We start from the raw sequence: 18,596 nt of genomic DNA, 5'->3' as shown, positions 1-18,596 counted from the left end.
AAGGTGTGGGTGATCTGTCGGAAATCCTACCGCCCGCCGCGGGATGTTACGTTGCACTCATGTCCTTCACAGTCGAAGGTCGAACAGTCCTCATCACCGGTGCCGCCAGCGGGATGGGCCGGTTATACGCGGAACGCGCGGTCAGGGACCGGGCCGCCGCCGTCGTCCTCTGGGATGTTGACGCGGATGCGCTCCACGCGACTGCCGATTCCCTGGGGGGCGCGGGGTCCTCAGTGCACAGTTACGTAGTCGACCTTGCCTCCCTGAAGGAGATCACGACGGCGGCAGCAGCCGTCCGGAACGACGTCGGAACTCCAGCGGTACTGATCAATAATGCGGGGATCGTTCGCGGAAAGTACTTCTGGGAGCACGAGCAGCAGGCGGACATTGCGCTGGTGATGCAGATCAACACGCTGGCGCTGATGCACCTGACCCGAGAGTTCCTGCCAGACTTATCGCGTCGGGTGATCAGGCACGCATCCTCAATGTCGCGTCCGCCTCCGGCACCCTTTCGGTACCGCGGATGAGCGTCTACACCGCCTCGAAGTGGGCAGTGATCGGGTGGAGTGACTCGCTTCGGCTCGAACTGCGTGAGGCTGGGCACCACCAGGTCAAGGTCACCACCCTGATCCCCAGCCACATTCGAACCGGGATGTTTGAGGGCGCGAGAGGCCCCCTGTTCACGCCGCTGATGGACCCGGCCGACGTCGTCGACAAGGCCTGGCGGGCCCTGTACGACGGACGCCCCCGTCTCCAGTTGCCCTGGTCGGTGGCGCTGGGTAGCGCCTTGCGGGGTGTTCTGCCCCAGCCGGTGTGGGACGTCGTGGCCGGACGCGTCTTCAAGGTGTACAGCTCGATGGAGCACTTCACCGGACGGGTGAAGTGACGCTCTTGTCGGGTGTCGACGCCGCGACCGCGGCGGGGCGGCTACGCCTGACCTTCGATAGTGGGATTACCCGCCCGCTGGAATGGAGGCGCACTCAGCTCAACGGCCTGATCCGGATGTTCGCCGATCGGGAGCAGGATTTCGCTGCTGCGTTGCAGGCGGACTTGGGCAAGAATCCGCTGGAAGGGCTGGTCACCGAGCTCTCATTGGTGAGGGCAGAAGCCGAATTCGCCCTCCGCCATCTGGCAAAGTGGACCCGCACTGAGCGGGTGCCGGTGCCGATCGGTTTGCTGCCGGCGTCAGCACACTGTCAGCCCCAGCCCCTGGGTGTGGCATTGATCATTGGGCCTTGGAACTACCCGGTGCAGTTGCTCCTGTCTCCTCTGGTCGGTGCGCTCGCTGCAGGGAACTGCGCCGTCCTGAAGCCGAGCGAATTGGCGCCCGCAACCTCAGCAGTGATCGCTGAGTTGCTGCCTCTTTATCTGGACGGCACAGCTGTGGAGGTGGTGGAGGGCGGCCCCGATGTGAGTACCCTGCTGCTGGCCGAAAAATACGACTCCATCTTCTTCACCGGAGGGGCTCGCGTCGGGAAGATCGTCGCGAAGGCCGCTGCTGAACAGCTCACCCCGGTCACGCTTGAACTGGGAGGTAAATCGCCAGCCGTGGTCCTGGACGGCGACCTCCGCGCTGTGGCGCGGCGGCTGGTATTTGGCAAGTTCCTTAACGCTGGCCAGACCTGCGTTGCACCCGACTATGTGTTGGTGAAGGCGGGGCTGGAACCGGAGCTACTGAAACACTTGAAGCGGGCGCTCGCCGAATTCTACGGCAGGGATCCGCAGCGCAGTGCTGACTACGGTCGAATCATCAACGGGACCCATTTTGACCGGCTGGTGGGACTCCTCAGCAGCGGGACCATCATTGCCGGCGGAGCCCACGATCGTTCCACCCGGTACATCGAACCCACTGTGCTGGGCGAGGTGCAGCCGGACTCGCCGGTCATGCGAGAGGAAATCTTCGGCCCCATCCTGCCCGTCTTGACCGTGAGCGGGATGGAGGAAGCCGTTGGCTTCATCAAGTCCCGCCCCGCCCCCCCTGGCCGCCTACCTCTTCAGCCGTCAGATACCCGTGCAGCAGGACTTTGAAGCACGCATCCGCGCCGGCGGGATAGCCCATAACGCGTGTAATCTGCACCTGACAGTTCCTGGGCTGCCCTTCGGTGGCGTCGGTGACAGCGGGACCGGCGCCTATCACGGCCGCTATTCCTTTGACGCGTTCAGCCAGCTACGCGGAGTCCTTTCAAAGGGGACCGGCGTCGATACCCTGCGGCTTGCCTACCCGCCCTACAGTGGGCTCAAGAAGTGGCTGCTCCGGCGGGTCCTCTGACAACGGTCGCAGGGTCGGCCCTCGCGAACTCGTCCCTGCGATGACGGTTACCCGCCGATGACTCCGTCGACAAGGGCCTTCGCCTCGTCCTGGACCTGCTTGAGGTGATCTGTGCCCTTGAACGACTCGGCGTAGATCTTGTAGACATCCTCGGTACCCGACGGGCGGGCGGCGAACCAGGCATTTTCAGTGGTCACCTTCAGCCCCCCGATCGATGCCCCGTTGCCCGGCGCTGTGGTCAGCCTCGCGGTGATAGTCTCGCCGGCGAGAGTGGTGGCCGAGACATCCGACGGCGACAGCTTCCCCAACGCCGATTTTTCGTCCCGCGTTGCTGCAGCGTCTACGCGCGCGTAGACCGGATCACCGAACCTCTCGGTCAGTGCAGCGTAGTGCTGCGACGGCGTGCTTCCACTGACCGCAGTGATCTCGGAGGCCAGCAGGGCCAGCAAAATGCCATCCTTGTCAGTGGTCCACGGTGAGCCGTCGTGCCGCAGGAAGGAGGCCCCAGCTGACTCCTCTCCACCGAAGGCGAGCCCACCGGAGAGCAGGCCCGGTACAAACCACTTGAAGCCCACTGGGACCTCTTCGAGTGTCCGTCCCAGATCCGCTGCCACCCGGTCGATGATCGACGAGGAGACGAGCGTTTTCCCGACGACGGCATCCTGCCGCCAGTGCGGGCGATTCCGGTAGAGGTAGTCAATGGCCACGGCGAGGTAGTGGTTGGGGTTCATGAGCCCCGCGTCGGGGGTGACGATCCCGTGCCGGTCGGCGTCGGCGTCGTTCCCGGTGGAGATATCAAACTCTGCCGATCTCGCGATCAGCGAGGCCATGGCCGACGGCGATGAACAGTCCATCCTGATCTTCTCGTCCCAGTCCAGGGTCATGAACGCCCACTGGGGGTCAACGGCGGGGTTGACGACGGTCAGGTTCAGGTTGTGGGTCTCGCCGATGGCACCCCAGTAGTCGACCGCTGCCCCGCCCATGGGGTCGGCTCCGATGTGCAGCCCCGAGGCCCGGATGGCATCGAGATTGAGCACGGTGGGCAGGTCCTCGACATAGTGCTGCAGGAAGTCGTAGGTTCCAATGCCCTCCGCTTGCAGCGCCTGACTCGCAGGGACACGCCGGACCTCCCGGAGCCCGCCTTCCATCAGGGTGTTGGCCCGGTCGGCGATCCAGTTGGTGGCGTCCGAGTCTGCCGGTCCGCCATGCGGCGGGTTGTACTTGAATCCGCCGTCGCCGGGAGGGTTGTGCGAGGGGGTGATGACTATGCCGTCGGCCTGATCCGTGCCGCGCGAGTTGTGGGCAAGAATCGCGTGGGACACTGCAGGGGTGGGAGTGTAGGCGCCGCGCGCGTCCACCTTGACCGTGACATTGTTCGCGGCCAGCACCTCAAGGGCAGTCTGCTGGGCGGGTTCGGAGAGCGCATGCGTGTCCCGGCCCACGAAGAGGGGGCCGGTGATCCCCTGGCCGGCCCGGTATTCGACGATCGCCTGGGTGATCGCAGCGATGTGGCCCTCATTGAACGACGCCTTCAGGGAGGATCCGCGGTGACCCGACGTGCCAAACGCCACCCGCTGTGCTGGGTCACTCAGGTCTGGGACGACGTCGAAATACGCATCCAGAAGCGAGGAAATATTGACGAGATCGCTGGGGAGGGCGACTGTGCCCGCTCGGTTTGCCATGGCTACAGCATGCCAAAGAACCAGAACTAATACAGCACCGACTGAAAAATGTAGCCGAGTGTTCAGTATAGGCAGCGCGGAAGACCCACAAGATCAGGGTTTGCGAGCGTGGATCCGTTCAATCGAGCCAGCCTTAAGCCGCTCCACTTCGACTACAGCGAATCCGGCGGCTTCCACCAAGGGCAACTGACGGCGAGTGAGATGCTCGCCAGTCGCCCGCGCTGTGACGCGCTCCAGCAGCCATTGCAGCGCGTAGATCGGTGGCCAGGTGCTCGCCACGTGATCGAGAAGAAGCAGGCTTCCACCGGGCGCCAGCACTCGCCTGGCTTCGCCGATTGCCGCGGTCGGGTTGGGTATTCCGCACAGCGAAAGCCCGCACAGGACGGTGTCGAACGAGTTGTCGGCGAAGGGAAGTTGCTCGGCGTTGCCGACCCGCAGGTCCACGTCGCGGCCCAGGAGGGATGCTCGGTTGGCGGCAATGGCAAGCATCGCCGGGCTGAGATCGATCCCGGTTACCTGCGAGTCCGCCGCCAGATGGGGCAGGTTCAGTCCGGTGCCGACTGCTACTTCAAGGATCCGACCGGTGGCCCGGGCACCCAGCCATTCCCGGCCGCCGCTGAACCAAACCCGATCCAGAAAGGCGATTTCCCGGTCATAGCTTTCAGCGTTCCGCTCCCAAACCCGCAAAACCCTTGCCGTCTGGTCTTCTGGTGTGCCCACCGAATACCTCCTCGAGGTGATAAGTTCGCCGTGTACTAAGCCAAACGCAGGAAAGGTGCCATCCCATGAGCGAACAGAACGATCAGGAACGCGACGATGCGGCGGAGTCGGTCGGCGGATCCGATGAAATCGATGCCGGCGGATACGGTGGTCCCGGCCCGGAAAACGAACTGCCAGACGGCGAAAAGATCAAGAGCGGGGACGATGACGAGTCCTAAGCCGCCAGTGACTCCGCTCCGCAGGTGATTGCCAAGGACCGGCGCTAGACCTGGATCTCGCGTTTGAGGATTTTGCCGGTCGGTCCTTTAGGCAGAGCCTCCACCAGCACAACCCGTCGAGGGTACTTGTAGGCGGCGACGCGTACCTTGGTGAACTCGAGAATCTCGGCGCTGAGACGATCGCGGGCCGTACCATCAGTTGGCACAGCTTCGGTCTTGATGCCCACTACAGCGACGATCTCCTCGCCGTGGACTTCATCCGGGACTCCAATCACTGTCGCCTCGGCCACCGCCGGATGCTCGTAGAGAACTTCCTCCACTTCACGCGGATACACGTTGTATCCGCCACGGAGGATCACATCCTTCTTGCGGTCCACAATAAAGATCGCGCCGTCCTCGTCGAACCGGGCCAGATCGCCGGTACGGAACCAGCCGTCGGGGATGGCAGCGGCAGTGGCTTCGTCGTTGTTCCAGTAGCCCTTCATGACACAGTGGCCACGGACTGAGAGTTCGCCAACCTCGCCGGCCGGCAACTCGACCCCATCAACGTCGAGCATGCGGACCTCAACGCCATCCACCGGTGTGCCGATCGAGCCAGGCTTGCGATCGGTTCCGCGGCGGTTGAAGCTGACGATCGGGGACGTCTCGGACAGGCCATACCCTTCCAGGAGCTCAGCGCTGAAGACCCGCTCAAACTCGTGCAGCACCTCGACCGGCAGGGCAGAACCGCCGGAGACTGCAACCCGTAGGGACGACAGGTCAGTGGTGGAAACCGCTGGGTGACGGAGCATTGCGATGTACATGGTGGGAACGCCTTCGAAGATGGTCACCCGATCGCGGGCGATGATCTCCAGCGCTTTTCCCGGTTCGAAACGGGGGAGGAGGGTGACGGTCGCGCCGGTCAGGACCGACGCGTTCAGCGCGCAGGTCTGCCCGAAAATATGGAAGAACGGCAAGCCACCGAACAACACATCGCCAACTGCTGTGCCCATCAGATCCCGGGAGATCTCGGCATTGCGGTGCAGGTTGGTGTGAGTCAGGGCGGCGCCCTTGGGCCGGCCGGTGGTGCCCGAGGTGTAGAGCAAGACGGCGGTGTCCTCGGCAGCTACTTCAGCTATCTGTGGCACCGGCTCCACAGCTGAAAGCTGCTGGAGGAAAGTGCCCGAATCCACTGTGATCACCTCAAGGGTGGTTCCTTGGTCGGCCGCTGCTGCCGTCTGCCCAGCTGCGGACTCCGCCTCGGCTGCTACACCTTCCCAGGCGAAAACCAGGCGCGCCCCTGAGTCGCTCAGGTGATAGGCAATCTCGCGAGCCTTCAGTAGTGGGTTCAACGGGACCACTATCGCGCCGAACCGAAGAACACCGTAGTAGATAAATGCCATCTGTGGAATATTCGGCATGATGAGCGCTATCCGGTCCCCAGGGTGCACTCCTTTCTGTGCCATGAACCCCGATACCCGCTGACTCCATTCTTCGAGCGCCGCGAAGGTGAAGTCCATGTCATCCAGCCTGATCGCCACCGAGTCGGGGTGCTGTTGGGCAGTTAGAGCAAGGTTGTTGGCGAGGTTTGGCACGCGATCTCCTTTGATCAGGCTAGTTACCGATGGGTAACATTCTGTTTCATTGATGCGCGGCGCGCAATGGGGTGGTGAATGGTTGACGACGGCGTCACCTCATGTGGGGTTGGCGCCGTTGGAAATCGAGGAGCTTAGCGGACGCCCATCATCAGCTTCTTGATGGCTGGGGTGCCGATGACCAGCAGGCCGCCGAGCACTATCACCGAGATGCCGAGCACAGAGAAGTAGGTGCCCTCAGTTGACGGATCGTAGCGGCTCGCCAGAATGCCTGACACTGTTGTCCCGAGCGAGATCGAAAGGAAGTTCAGCGCAACCATCTGGGTCCTGAAGACTTCTGGTGCCAGTTTGGTGGCCACCGACAGCCCGATGGGGGAAATTAATAGTTCAGCGACAGTGAAGACCAACAGAATGAGCGCCATGGCGATCAACGGGGTGGTGTTCGCGCCGCCTCCGGCAAATGGCAGGAACATCAGGTAGGCGAGGCCAATGCCAATCAATCCGAAAGCGAACTTCAGGGGTGATGATGGCTGCCGGTCGCCCAGCTTGGTCCACATCGCCGCAAAAACGCCGGCGAGCACGATGACGTACACCGGCACGAAGGAAACGATCCACTCGGGCAGAATCTCAAGGCCGAAGAAGTTCCGGTCCAGCCGTTCCTCGGAGTAAACAATGATCAGCGTGAACAGCTGCTGGTAGAGGGCCCAGAACGCGGCGCCGGCAATAAACAGCGGGATGAAAGCCATGGTTTGCTTTCGTTCCGAAGCAGAAACCTTCGAACTGGTGAGGATGACAGCGAAGTAGCCTGCGGCCGCGAGGATGGCCGCCCAGGCCATGACCTGTGCCAGATTGTCGGTGCTGATCCAGCCGATGAGGAAGGCGACAGTCAGCACCGCAACAGCGGCGACTGCGATGGCGATCCAGCGGAGGTATTGGGACCGAGGAAGTGGGTTCTCGACGACGTGCGCGTCGGGAGAGAAGTTCTTGCGGACTATCGAGTACTGCACTAGCCCGATTGCCATACCCACCGCCGCGGCGCCGAATCCGATGTGGAATCCAGCGGTGTCCCGCAACCACCCCGTGAGCAGTGGACCAAATAGGGCTCCGATGTTGATGCCCATGTAAAAGATGGAGAACCCGGCGTCGCGTCGCTGGTCCTCTTTGCGGTACAGGGTGCCGACCAGCGAAGTGGCGTTTGCCTTCAACCCGCCGGAGCCGATGCCGACTAGCGCTAGTCCTATAGTCAGACCTACCCCGCCGGGGAGGAGGGCCAGGGAGATGTGTCCCAGCATGATGAGGACGGCTGAGTAGAACAGGGCCTTTTCGGAACCCACGACACGGTCCGCCAGCCATGCACCGAGAATCGTTGAGAGATAGACACTTCCGCCATAGGCGCCGACCAGGGTCAGGGCAAGGCCCTGCTCAATGCCCAAGCCACCGTCTGTGACTTCGAAGTACATGTAGAACGCAAGAATTGCCTGCATTCCATAGAAGGAGAACCGTTCCCACACTTCAAGACTGAAGAGATGGGCCAGCATTCGAGGGTGGCCGAAGAATGAGATATCCGCCGAGCGGGGCGGGGAATTATGTGGTGGGCTCATAGACACGATGGTGTCACTATGGCGCGGAGGTGTCACCCGGGCTGGCAGCCAATTCCAGTTGGGCTGACACTGCCAGCAGTTGCGCCTCGGCACTGGGCCGTCCGATGAGCTGGATTCCCATTGACAGCCCAGCGGCAGTGGTCAGAGTCGGCAGCGCTATGGCGGGCAGGCCACAGACATTGACCATTGAGGTGAACGGGGAGTACTGGCATTGCCTGAGGTAATCGGTGTCCCCATCCTCGGAGGTGTACCAACCGATCGGGCGAGGTGTCTGTCCGAGCGCTGGGGTAAGGATGAAGTCATACGCCGAGTATTGGGCAATGGTGTCCTGCTCGAACTGCCGCAGGATGTCGATCGCTGTGACCAGGTCAGCAGCGCTGCTGGATAGCGCCCGCCGCCGCATCGTTCGGGAAAGCGGTGTCAGCAGCCGCTCAGTGCCGGGAGGGATGGGCGCTGTCGCCAGCGACGCCGTCCACACGGTCTGGAACGCCTCATGGTAACGAGTGTCGTAGGTCAGTGCTGTGTCCACCACGTCGTGTCCAGCCGAGATAAGCGCCTCGATTCCCTTTTCATAGGCGGCGCGCGCTTCGGGGTCCAACGTGATCTCGAATGCCGAAGCGAACGGAGAGAGGGTGCTGGCCCCAATTCGGAAGGCGCCAACGGCTTGAAGCGCTGCGTCGAGAAACGACGACGGCGCCGGCGCGGCGCTGGTAGCCCGATAATTCGGGGCGTCCACCATCGCGTCGAGGAGAAGGGCGGCATCCGCCGTCGTGCGCGCCAGCGGACCAGCCACCACAAGCTGGCCCAGATCGGCCTGACCCGAGAGCGCCGGTATCCGGCCACGGTTCGGCTTGAGCCCGATGAGTCCGGTGGCCGACGCCGGTATGCGGACCGATCCGCCCCCGTCGCTGCCCGGGGCAAAAGGGATCATGCCCGAAGCTACCGCAGCCGCGCTGCCCCCGGACGAGCCACCCGGGCTCAGGGAGGGATCGAGCGGGTTGCGGGCCGCCGGGGCAATGTCATTCTCGCTGTGGCAGCTCAAGCCAAACTCAGGCACTTGGGTTTTTCCGAGGCTGATGGCGCCGGCGCGGCGCAGGATGGCGACCAGCGGAGAGTCACTGGTCGCGATCACCGGGGGCAGGGCGGCGGTGCCGAGGCTCGTGGTGACTCCTGCGATGTCGGTCAGGTCTTTGTGCGCCAGCGGCATCCCATGCAGCACCGGGAGTGTCCCCGCGGCCGACGAGCTACGACGCTTGTCGGCTGCTGAGGCCTCCTGCATCGCCAACTCTCCGGTCACTGTGACGAAGGAACCGAGCCCCGGATTGATCTCCTCGATCCGACTCAGGTAGTGAGACGTCAGTTCGCGGGAGCTCAGGTCCCCTCGGGCAATGGCTTCACGCTGAGCCAGGGCTGTCAGCTGGTGAAGTTCGGTCACTGACTACTCCCCAGAAGTCTGGTTTCCAATGGTTCCTCGACTGCTATAGCGTCGACGCTGTCCCCGGCACCGGCCCGAACAAGGTAGGCGCTCTTACCGGGAATCTCGCTGACTGCCTCCACGAGTGTGGTCCCGTGATAGACCAGCCCGACGCCGTCGTCAGTGCAGTGTGTTTCACCCAGGGTTCCGGCGGCCACCATGCGGTGGATCAGCGGCCGTCGTGCCTCCTCGGAGTCATAGTGAACACCGTTTCCGTAGGGAAGGAACCCGAGGCCATTCGTGACCGGTTGCAGTTCCGGTCCGAAGGAGTCGGTTGCTCCGCCACGGAACCAACAGATGGATCCAGCTGAGACACCTCCGAGTACTACACCGGCTTGCCAGGCACGGTGGAACAACTGATCGAGATCATGGACGCGCCAGACGGCGAGAAGGTTTGCCACCGATCCTCCACCGACCCACACCACGTCCTGGGACAGCAGGTGGTCCTCCAGCGGATCGATGTTCGGCATCGTGAACAGGTTCAGGCAGGACCCCTGAAAATCAGCGATTCGGGCAGCCTCGGTGAAGCGTTGGTTCCACTCCCGAGAGTCACCTCCAGCGGTCCCCACATAGGTGACCCTGGGGCGGCGCCCGGTGACACCTGAGAGCTCAACGGCGTGGTGCATCAGGAGGTTGAACTCGAGGTCCACTCGCCGTCCTCTCCGATAGCCCCCCGACGTGGCGAGGATAGTGGGTTGATCAGCAGCCATTGTTACCTCCCGAGTGGGTGCAGCGTTGTGGGCGAGGCCCGCCTCCCACTATAGGCTTGGGCGGAATACGACCCATCGGAAGGGGTTTGCTGATGAACGAGTTTGAGAACGTCTCGATCGAGTCGATTGCCGAGAATACCGCCGTCCTGGATGTCAGGGAGGACTACGAATGGGAGGCAGGACACATTGACGGGGCGATCCACATACCGATGGAGCAGATACCCGCCCGGCTGGACGAGCTCGATCCGGATACCGACCTGCATGTGATCTGCCGGACCGGCGGCCGCTCGCAGCGGGTAGCACAGTGGCTGGTGGCCAACGGCTACACGGCAGTGAACGTCAACGGTGGGATGGGTGCGTGGCTTGAGGCAGCTAAGCCGATGGTTTCCGACACCGACCAGCCCCCCACCGTCCTATGAGAATGAAACCTCTGAGGAAACCATGAGCATGGCCGCTACTGAGGTGTCCTACACCTTCCTGGGCCCCGAAGGCACCTTCACAGAGGCGGCGCTGCTGCAGGTTCCGGGCGCCGACGTCGCCCGTCGGGTTCCGGCGCCGACGGTCAATGCAGCGTTGGACCTGGTACGAAACGGCGTCGTCGACGCTGCGATGGTGCCAATTGAGAACTCAGTCGAGGGCGGAGTAAGCGCCACCCTTGACGCTATTGCGCAGGGCGATCCCCTGCGGATTGTCCGCGAGGTACTTGTTCCGATCACCTTTGTCCTCGTCGCTAAACCCGGGGTTCATCTCTCGGACGTACGCACCATCTCCACCCACGGACACGCGTGGGCGCAGTGCCAATTATGGACCTCCCGCAATATTACCGATGCAGAATATATGCCTGGCTCATCGACTGCAGCCGCCGCCGTAGGCCTCCTGGAAGCTGAGTGTCCCTACGACGCAGCAATCTGCTCCCCCTTGGTTGCTGAACGGCTGGGCCTGGCCGTGTTGGGGAGTCACATCGGCGACGTCGCAGATGCCGTAACCCGGTTCATCCTGGTCAGCCAGCCCAATGTGCTTCCTCGACCAACCGGCGCTGACAAAACCACACTGGTGATCCCCCTGCCAGAAGACCACCCAGGCGCGCTGATGGAAATCCTTGATCAGTTTGCCGCGCGTGGAGTGAACCTGAGCCGGATCGAGTCCAGGCCTACCGGCCAGTTCCTGGGCGACTACTTCTTCAGCATCGATGCTGAAGGCCATCTTGCCGATGCCCGGGTAGCTGACGCGTTGAAGGGTTTACACCGGATCAGCCCCCACCTCCGGTTCCTCGGTTCGTATGCCAGGGCCGACCGCCGCGAGCACTCAGTGGCCAGGCACACCACTGATGAAGCCTTCACAGCCGCGCGGATCTGGGTGGAATCACTCCAGCAGAATGATTAGGTGATTGCCTGCAGTCAGCGCACTCAGGCTGCTTGGTCGCCCCGACTCCGGCGCGGGGCCAAAAGCGCCTCGGAAGGTACCCCTGCGCCCACTTTGAAGGAGGTGCGGCATGCTCAGGCAGACCAATAAATGTTGATCGGATTCTGCGGTTAGGCCACGTGTTTACGAAACGTGAGGTATTTCCTCTTTCCCCGACTTACGGTTAGTGCTGCAAGTCACGAAACCGTTTACGTAAACCGTTTGCGTGAAAGATCTTTCTGTGAGGCCTCAGAGGGGAGGAACCCGTGACAACCATTCGGGATGTCGCCAGAGAAGCGGGTGTTTCACCAGCCACGGTGTCCAGGGTGGTCAACGGCCTGCTGGGCTACACAGACGCCACACGCCAGCGCGTGGAACAGGCTGTTGTGAAACTCAACTACGAGCCCGATTCCCTCGCGCGAACCCTCAAGACCCGTCAAACGTCAGTCATCGGCCTCCTCGCGCCAATGGTGTCCGATGCCCTTGCATCCGAAGTGATGCGTGGAGTTGAGGATGCTGCCCGGGAGCACGGCTACGCTGTCATGCTGGGCCGGACGGGCGTGAAGTCCACCTTCATCGCCGGTTACCTGAGGACCCTTCGCACATACCGCGCCGCTGGGGTCATTCTCATCTCGGCCGTTATTACCCCGGAGATGCGTCAGCTCCTTGGCCCCGCCATCCCGATCATCTCGGTTGCCATCAGTGATAATTCCGGTTCACCAAGCGTTGCGATCAACGATGAACTCGCTGCCTATGATGCCACGCGGCACCTCTTGATGCTCGGTCATCGGCGCATCGGTTTACTCGCTGGTGATCCGGTATCCATTTTTGTGGCAAAGCCTCGGCAGCGCGGCTATGAACGGGCTATGACTGAGGCCGGCTGCGCGACGGTCACCGCCGCCGGCACGTTCTTCTACGAAAGCGGTGCGCCGGGTTTGGCGGAACTCCTTCAGCAAGACCCGGGCCTGACTGCCATTTTTGCCATGAGCGATGAAATGGGTGCCGCTGTCGTCAACGAACTTCAAAAACTTGGCCGAAGGGTTCCCGAGGACGTTTCCGTGCTTGGTTTTGACAACACCTCAACCTCGCAGCACGTCCATCCGGCCCTCAGCACCATCGCTCAGCCGCTTGAGGAAATGGGGCAGATTGCAGTGAGGAAAATTCTTCGGTCACGAGATCTCGGTCCACGGGTGGTTCCGCACCGATTGATCAAGCGCGGTTCAACTGCCACGCCCCGGGCCACTTCCTAGCCGCATTTCACAATTCCCTTCGGCAATATCAACAATCACACAAGGAGCAGTACATGAGGCAACGTCGCCACAACCGGCACATCCTTTTCGGCACGGCAGCACTTGCTATCTCCGCCCTCGCACTTTCAGGCTGCGCTGGTGGCGAAGTATCCGATGACGAAGGGACGGCCCTGTCGGAAGCGGAATTTGAGGGTCGCGGCCCCATCAATTACGTCTCTTCGCGGGATGCTTCGGGCGCTGCACAGGACAGCCTCGACAAATGGAATTCTGAGCATCCCGATGAGCAAGTCACCCTGATCGAGCTACCGGACTCCGCAGACCAGCAGCGCCAGCAGCTGATCCAGAACGCTCAAATTGAGTCGGACACCTTCAGTGTGTTGAACCTTGACGTCGTCTGGACCTCCGAGTTCGCGGCGAACCGTTGGATTCAGCCGCTTCCCGAGGACGCGCTGCCCACCGACAGTATGATTCCCGCGACGGTCAATGCTGCGTCCTATCGCGACACACTCTACGGAGCTCCCTACTACACGGATGGCGCACTGCTCTATTACCGAACTGACCTGCTGGAAGCGGCAGGGATTGACTCGCCGCCAGCAACCTGGGATGAAATGGAGGGCGCCTGTGACGCGATCCTTGCTCTTCCCGAGGGCGATGACATGTCTTGCTACGCGGGCCAGTTTGATAAGAACGAGGCGCTCACAGTGAACTTCACGGAGGCCGTAGCGTCGGCAGGTGGCACAGTGTTCGACGAGGACGGTAGCCCGACCGTCGATACGCCCGAAGCCTTGGCTGGATTGACCCAGTTGAGTGATGCCTTCGCCAACGGTCTCGTTGCGAGTGACGCCATCACATACCTCGAAGAACAGGGGCGACGTGCCTTTCAGGACGGCGAAGTGGTGTTCCTTCGCAACTGGCCATTCGTTTACGCCTCTTTGACCGCCACCGACGGCTCAAGTCAGGTGGTAGACAAGTTCGGCATCAGTTCGGTTCCCGGTATAGGAGAGAATCCCGGCGTCTCAACCCTTGGGGGCCGCAACCTCGCCGTCTCGCCGTTCACGGCAAATAAGGCCACAGCCCTGGACTTCATCAAGTTCTTCACCAGCGAAGAGGAGTCCCGTGCGCGACTCGACAAGAGCTCGCGTGCGCCGGTGTATCCGTCGCTCCTCGAGGACCCCTCCGTCGTGGAGCAGCGACCGTTCTACCCCACGCTGCTCGAATCACTTGAGAACGCGCAACCCCGCCCGAAGGTAGTCCAGTATGGCGCTACCACCACGGCGATCCAAGAAGAAGCGTACGCGGCGCTTACTGGCGATAAGGATCCCGAAACAGCGCTTGCCGACATGCAGTCAAAGCTCGAGGAACTGTCCGCCGATTAACTCCTATCGTGTCCGCCCGGAACCGTCCGTGCGGACACGATAGGTACCCGAACTTGTCCAGCACCCAGTGAGGACCCCATGAGCACGAGAATCGCCGCGTCTCCGCGGTCGCCCGGACGAACAAAGTCCGGTAACCGGAGCGCAGGGGAAGGCCGGATGGCAGCGCTGCTGCTCTCCCCGACCCTCCTCGTCCTGGCCCTTGTCATTGCATACCCACTGGTCTCGGCGCTGTACCAGTCCATGTTCCGTGAGCAGTCTGGCCTCGATGCCAGTGGATTCGTTGCCGAAGGCGAAGTCTTCGTCGGGCTTGGCAACTATGCCGACCTCTTCGTAGGTGAGTCGGGCGCCCGCTTCCTTAACGCATTCGGTAACACCACATTCTTCACCGTCACAACCGTCACGCTCGAGACGGTTTTGGGGCTCTGCCTCGCGATCGCGATGAACCGAGCCTTCCGCGGCCGGAGCTTTCTCCGCGCGAGCATCCTGATCCCCTGGGCTATCCCCACTGCCGTGTCGGGTTTGCTGTGGCGGTGGATTTTTCAATCTGACGGCATCGCCAACAGCCTCATCGGCAGCGAAACCCTCTGGACCGCCGAAGGCGTCGCCGCGAAGGTGGCCATCATCGTGGCTGAAGTCTGGAAGACAGCCCCCTTTATCGGTCTCCTCGTCCTCGCGGGCATGCAGATCATTCCAGAGGAAATCTATGAGGCAGCAAAGATCGATGGTGCTGGCTTCTGGCGCCAGTTCCGGTCCATCACCCTTCCGCTCGTAAAGCCGACCCTCCTCGTCGCGGTGCTGTTCCGCCTCCTCGATGCGCTGAGGATGTTCGACCTACCGTTTGTGCTCATTGGTCCAGGTAAGGAATCGGTCGAAACTCTCTCCATGCTTGCCTTCGACGAATCGAATCAGCTGCGGTACGGCTCGGCCTCGGCCTTTGCGGTCATCCTGTTCCTCTACGTGGCGCTCGTTGCAATCGTGTTCGTCAAGCTCCTCGGCGCGGATGTCGCCGGAACCAAGCAGGTGCGGGCATTGCGCCGGGCCACCAGCACCCGAAAGGCCAAGGCTCTCTGATGACCCAGATTCCCGTTCTCACTCCCGTAGACACACCGGCTGAAGCACCCCCGCGGGTGGTCCGCAAACGTGGCTGGAAGTCCTATTCCGTATACCTGGGCCTCGCAGCAATCCTCGTCTACTGCCTGGCGCCGTTTTATTGGATGCTCGTGTCTAGCTTCCGCCGCACAGCGGACATTTTCGACAACAGCCTCCTTCCCCAGCCGTTCTCTGCTGAGAACTACATCAAAGTCTTCGATGGTTCCACCCTGTTTGGGCAGGCGCTGCTCAACAGCCTGATCGTGGCGGGTGTGACCACGGCAGCCGCCCTGGTGCTGGGAATCTTTGCGGCATACGCCATTTCACGGCTCAACTTCCGGTTCAAATCGGTGATCCTCGGGGTCATCATCGCAACGTCGATGTTCCCCGGGATCTCAGTCGTCGTACCATTGCTGAGGTTATTCACCGACATTGGCTGGATCAATACCTATCAGGCGATGATCGTGCCGAACCTGTCCTTCGCCATTCCGTTGGCGGTGTGGAACCTGACGACGTTCATGAAGTCACTGCCGTTCGACCTTGAGGAAGCCGCCATGATCGACGGCTGCAGTAAATGGCAGGCATTTCGAAAAGTTTTGTTACCACTGGCTGCGCCGGGCGTCTTCACTACCGCGATCCTCACGTTCATCCACAGCTGGAATGAGTTCATCATCGCACTATCAATGGTCAACGATCCAGCTGTTCAGACGGCTACGGTCGCCATTTCGAAGTTCACGGGAGCCACCGAGTTCCAGGCTCCGTTTGGCGAGCAGATGGCGGCCGGCGTAATCGTTACCATCCCACTCGTCATCATGGTGTTGATCTTCCAACGCCGCATTGTTGAGGGCCTCACCTCCGGGGCCACCAAATGAACGATCCATGGTGGCAGACAGCTGTCATCTATCAGGTATATCCTAGGTCTTTCGCCGATGGCGATGGCGATGGCGTAGGGGATTTATCGGGTCTTTTGGCCCGACTTCCGTACCTTGCGTCTCTCGGCGTGGACGGAATCTGGTTGACTCCGTTCCAGCCCTCACCACAGGTCGATCAGGGCTACGACGTCAGCGATTACTGTAACGTCGACCCTCTCTTTGGAACCCTTCAGCAATTCGATCAGCTTCTCGATCTTGCCCACTCGCTGGGACTGCGGATTGTGCTCGACGTCGTTCCCAACCACTGCTCATCAGAGCACCCGCTCTTCCAACAGGCGATCAAATCTTCGCCAGGTTCTGCCGAGCGGGCGCTGTTCCATTTCGCAGCCGGACCGGACGCCGTTACACCCCCGAATAATTGGCAGAGTGTCTTCGGGGGGAGCGCGTGGAGCCGCGTGAACCCCGGCTCGGACTCCGACCTGGATTGGTATCTGCACCTGTTCTCCTCGGCGCAACCTGACTGGAACTGGCGGAATCCCCTGGTGGGGGATTTCTTTGCGGACGTGCTGCGTTTCTGGTTCGACAGGGGAGTCGATGGATTGCGCATCGACGTTGCACATGCGTTGTTCAAGGCTGAGGGTCTGCCGGATGCGGCCACGACCGGCGCCGTCATTGACGGGCTCAGGTCTAATCCACTCGTGTCGGACCAGGAGGAGGTCCATGAAGTGTATCGGCGCTGGCGAACGCTAACCGATTCCTATACTCCGGAGCGCTTCCTTGTGGGCGAGGTCAACCTCGAACCGCATCGCGCTGCTCGGTATACGCGCAGCGACGAAATGCATCAGGCGTTCGCCTTTGCGTTTGTCCGTCTTGGCTGGGACACGAATGAGTGGGTTGCTGTTGGGCGCGAGCTTGAAGCAGCCCGGCTGGAACACGGTGCATCACCCACTTGGGCTTTGGAAAACCATGACATCGTTCGCTCGGCAACACGCTTTGGCGGCGGTAGTCGCGGTGCAGCGCGGGCGCGCGCAGGCCTCCTGGCCATTCTTGGTCTGCCGGGTGGTGCCTATATCTATCAGGGGCAGGAACTCGGGCTTCCCGAGGTTGAGGTGCCCCTTGCAGCCCGGGTCGACCCTATGTGGGAACGTGGTGGAGTTTCCCGCGACGGCGCGAGAGTGCCGCTCCCATGGACGGTGTCACCCGAAAGGTCCCATGGCTTTTCTCTCGCCGACTCAACTTCGTCGCCGTGGCTTCCACTTCCGCCGTCGTGGGGATCATCAGCTGTTGAGGTGCATCAGGAGAACCCGGATTCAACGCTTCGTCTGATCATCTCCGCACTTGAATTACGGCGCCAGTTGGCGTTCAAAGGCGTGCTCAACCCGAACGATGCTGGCGCGTGGCGGGTGGAGAACGGAAACCTGCTCATCTGCGAACGCGGGTCGGATTTCTTAGTTGCTGTGGCCATGGGCGATGAACCAGCACGGTTACCCACGGGCAGCGCGGTGATCATTGCTTCCTCACCCCAAGCCGTGGAGGGGTGGCTTGAACCGGATAATGCGGCCTGGGTGCTACAGAACTAAAAAGCCGTGGGGCAGGGACCCCACATTAAGATCCCGACACCCGAGCCCACCGGCCCTCGTGGCTGGGTAACCTGAACTGGTCAAGGGTATTCACATCGGCACATCCAATTGGAGTTATGACCATTGGAGTGAAGTCGTTTATCCCGCGGGGACAGCCTCCAGCAAAGGGCTCAGCTACTACGCGCAGCGGTTCGGAACGGTAGAACTCAACGAGAGCTTCTAACGTCGGCCTCGCGAAACCACGTCCGCGGGCTGGCGGACAAGGCTTCCTGAAGGCTTCTCCTTTCCGTCAAAGCGCCACGGGGACTTACTCATTGCAAGAAGCTGTATCAGTCCGAGGTGTGAGTAGAGCGCATCACCGGCTGCTGGCAAGAACTCGGTGATAAACGCTCGATCCTGCTCGTCCAGCTCCCGCCGGCCTGCAGTCGGAACGACACGGTGCAGCGTATTGCGTCATGAGCGGTGCAAACCTGAAGTGCGTACTACGGGCAACTGCACCGTTTGTCTTTCTGCGGATGCACGGGACCGACTCCAAGCACCTATGCGGCGACTCTTACTCCGACGCCGATCTGCACTGGTGAGCGGGCCGGATCCGAGAGTGGAAGGGGGCGGGCAAGGACATCTCTGTCTACTTCAACACTGACGGCGGCGGCAACGCGGCGTGGAACGTCGAGACCCTGCTGGCCATTCTCCGCGACGGCCGCCTCCAGAACCCGCCGCCCGGTGCCAGATTCCTAGATAGGCAGTAGGCTGATCTTCTTGATCCGGAAAGGTGGCCCA

At 61.6% G+C, this 18,596-nt stretch carries 18 protein-coding genes and 1 pseudogene; 13 read left to right on the top strand and 6 right to left on the bottom strand.

The genetic code is table 11. From position 1 onward, the window contains the following. Window positions 1–59: 59 nt before the first annotated feature. Genes Y703_RS23205 through Y703_RS23195 form a run of 4 tightly spaced genes read left to right on the top strand, consistent with a single transcriptional unit; the run spans window position 60 to window position 2,269 of the window. A complete protein-coding gene (locus Y703_RS23205) occupies window positions 60–527 on the top strand; it encodes an SDR family NAD(P)-dependent oxidoreductase (RefSeq protein ID WP_253908060.1) in 468 nt (155 codons plus the stop codon). Continuing rightward, window positions 455–886, top strand: a complete 432-nt coding sequence (locus tag Y703_RS23200) for an SDR family NAD(P)-dependent oxidoreductase (protein WP_343212907.1) — start codon at window positions 455–457, stop codon at window positions 884–886. The genes Y703_RS23205 and Y703_RS23200 overlap by 73 nt, the downstream gene beginning before the upstream one ends. After that, a complete protein-coding gene (locus Y703_RS20045) occupies window positions 883–2,028 on the top strand; it encodes an aldehyde dehydrogenase family protein (RefSeq protein WP_253908059.1) in 1,146 nt (381 codons plus the stop codon). The genes Y703_RS23200 and Y703_RS20045 overlap by 4 nt, the downstream gene beginning before the upstream one ends. Further along, window positions 2,012–2,269: an aldehyde dehydrogenase family protein gene (locus Y703_RS23195; protein ID WP_253908058.1), complete on the top strand. Its 258-nt coding sequence runs from the start codon at window positions 2,012–2,014 to the stop codon at window positions 2,267–2,269. The genes Y703_RS20045 and Y703_RS23195 overlap by 17 nt, the downstream gene beginning before the upstream one ends. 47 nt (window positions 2,270–2,316) lie before the next feature. Here Y703_RS23195 and pgm read toward each other — a convergent pair whose 3' ends face one another. Both pgm and Y703_RS0113975 read right to left on the bottom strand, forming a co-directional pair. After that, window positions 2,317–3,951 carry a phosphoglucomutase (alpha-D-glucose-1,6-bisphosphate-dependent) gene (gene pgm / locus Y703_RS0113980; RefSeq protein WP_026553201.1) on the bottom strand — a complete coding sequence of 545 codons (1,635 nt, stop codon included), beginning with the start codon at window positions 3,949–3,951 and terminating at the stop codon, window positions 2,317–2,319. Window positions 3,952–4,044: 93 nt separating this feature from the next. Continuing rightward, entirely contained in the window at window positions 4,045–4,671 is a 627-nt protein-coding gene (locus Y703_RS0113975) for a class I SAM-dependent methyltransferase (protein ID WP_173400639.1), read from the bottom strand. Window positions 4,672–4,736: 65 nt separating this feature from the next. Here Y703_RS0113975 and Y703_RS22225 point away from each other — a divergent pair, with 65 nt between their 5' ends. Then, the gene (locus Y703_RS22225) at window positions 4,737–4,889 is read left to right on the top strand and encodes a hypothetical protein (protein ID WP_155849541.1); all 153 of its coding nucleotides are present in this window, start codon (window positions 4,737–4,739) and stop codon (window positions 4,887–4,889) included. Window positions 4,890–4,933: 44 nt separating this feature from the next. Here the strand turns inward: Y703_RS22225 and Y703_RS0113965 are convergent, their stop codons facing one another. From Y703_RS0113965 to Y703_RS0113950, 4 genes are all read right to left on the bottom strand, one after another. After that, on the bottom strand, window positions 4,934–6,463 hold the full coding sequence (locus Y703_RS0113965) for a long-chain-fatty-acid--CoA ligase (RefSeq protein ID WP_026553199.1): 1,530 nt from the start codon (window positions 6,461–6,463) through the stop codon (window positions 4,934–4,936). Between the two features lie 134 nt (window positions 6,464–6,597). Next, on the bottom strand, window positions 6,598–8,064 hold the full coding sequence (locus Y703_RS0113960; RefSeq protein ID WP_026553198.1) for a peptide MFS transporter: 1,467 nt from the start codon (window positions 8,062–8,064) through the stop codon (window positions 6,598–6,600). Window positions 8,065–8,080: 16 nt separating this feature from the next. Then, the gene (locus Y703_RS0113955; protein ID WP_026553197.1) at window positions 8,081–9,499 is read right to left on the bottom strand and encodes an amidase; all 1,419 of its coding nucleotides are present in this window, start codon (window positions 9,497–9,499) and stop codon (window positions 8,081–8,083) included. Beyond that, on the bottom strand, window positions 9,496–10,248 hold the full coding sequence (locus Y703_RS0113950; RefSeq protein WP_026553196.1) for a Type 1 glutamine amidotransferase-like domain-containing protein: 753 nt from the start codon (window positions 10,246–10,248) through the stop codon (window positions 9,496–9,498). The genes Y703_RS0113955 and Y703_RS0113950 overlap by 4 nt, the downstream gene beginning before the upstream one ends. Window positions 10,249–10,340: 92 nt before the next feature. Here Y703_RS0113950 and Y703_RS0113945 point away from each other — a divergent pair, with 92 nt between their 5' ends. The 8 genes and pseudogenes from Y703_RS0113945 to Y703_RS21695 all read left to right on the top strand — a co-directional run bounded on the left by Y703_RS0113945 (window position 10,341) and on the right by Y703_RS21695 (window position 18,565). After that, window positions 10,341–10,667 carry a rhodanese-like domain-containing protein gene (locus Y703_RS0113945; protein WP_026553195.1) on the top strand — a complete coding sequence of 109 codons (327 nt, stop codon included), beginning with the start codon at window positions 10,341–10,343 and terminating at the stop codon, window positions 10,665–10,667. A gap of 28 nt (window positions 10,668–10,695) precedes the next feature. Further along, window positions 10,696–11,631, top strand: coding sequence for a prephenate dehydratase (pheA, locus tag Y703_RS0113940; protein WP_026553194.1), 936 nt, complete (start codon window positions 10,696–10,698; stop codon window positions 11,629–11,631). Between the two features lie 284 nt (window positions 11,632–11,915). Further along, entirely contained in the window at window positions 11,916–12,899 is a 984-nt protein-coding gene (locus Y703_RS0113935) for a LacI family DNA-binding transcriptional regulator (RefSeq protein WP_081743553.1), read from the top strand. A gap of 53 nt (window positions 12,900–12,952) precedes the next feature. Next, the gene (locus tag Y703_RS0113930; protein ID WP_026553192.1) at window positions 12,953–14,275 is read left to right on the top strand and encodes an ABC transporter substrate-binding protein; all 1,323 of its coding nucleotides are present in this window, start codon (window positions 12,953–12,955) and stop codon (window positions 14,273–14,275) included. Window positions 14,276–14,353: 78 nt separating this feature from the next. Next, window positions 14,354–15,346 (top strand): carbohydrate ABC transporter permease, encoded by a 993-nt coding sequence (locus Y703_RS0113925; protein ID WP_253908057.1) that lies wholly within the window; start codon window positions 14,354–14,356, stop codon window positions 15,344–15,346. Then, window positions 15,346–16,236: a carbohydrate ABC transporter permease gene (locus Y703_RS0113920; RefSeq protein ID WP_081743552.1), complete on the top strand. Its 891-nt coding sequence runs from the start codon at window positions 15,346–15,348 to the stop codon at window positions 16,234–16,236. Before Y703_RS0113925 ends, Y703_RS0113920 begins: the two co-directional genes overlap by 1 nt. After that, window positions 16,233–17,816, top strand: coding sequence for an alpha-amylase family glycosyl hydrolase (locus Y703_RS0113915; protein ID WP_026553189.1), 1,584 nt, complete (start codon window positions 16,233–16,235; stop codon window positions 17,814–17,816). Before Y703_RS0113920 ends, Y703_RS0113915 begins: the two co-directional genes overlap by 4 nt. 76 nt (window positions 17,817–17,892) lie before the next feature. Further along, a pseudogene (locus Y703_RS21695) lies at window positions 17,893–18,565 on the top strand (DUF72 domain-containing protein). Window positions 18,566–18,596 lie beyond the last annotated feature (31 nt).

The organism is Arthrobacter sp. H20 (assembly GCF_000520515.1).
In the GTDB taxonomy this organism is placed as follows: domain Bacteria; phylum Actinomycetota; class Actinomycetes; order Actinomycetales; family Micrococcaceae; genus Arthrobacter_D.
The sequence above is the reverse complement of the archived record's forward strand: the minus strand, read 5'-3'. Positions and strand labels throughout refer to the sequence as shown.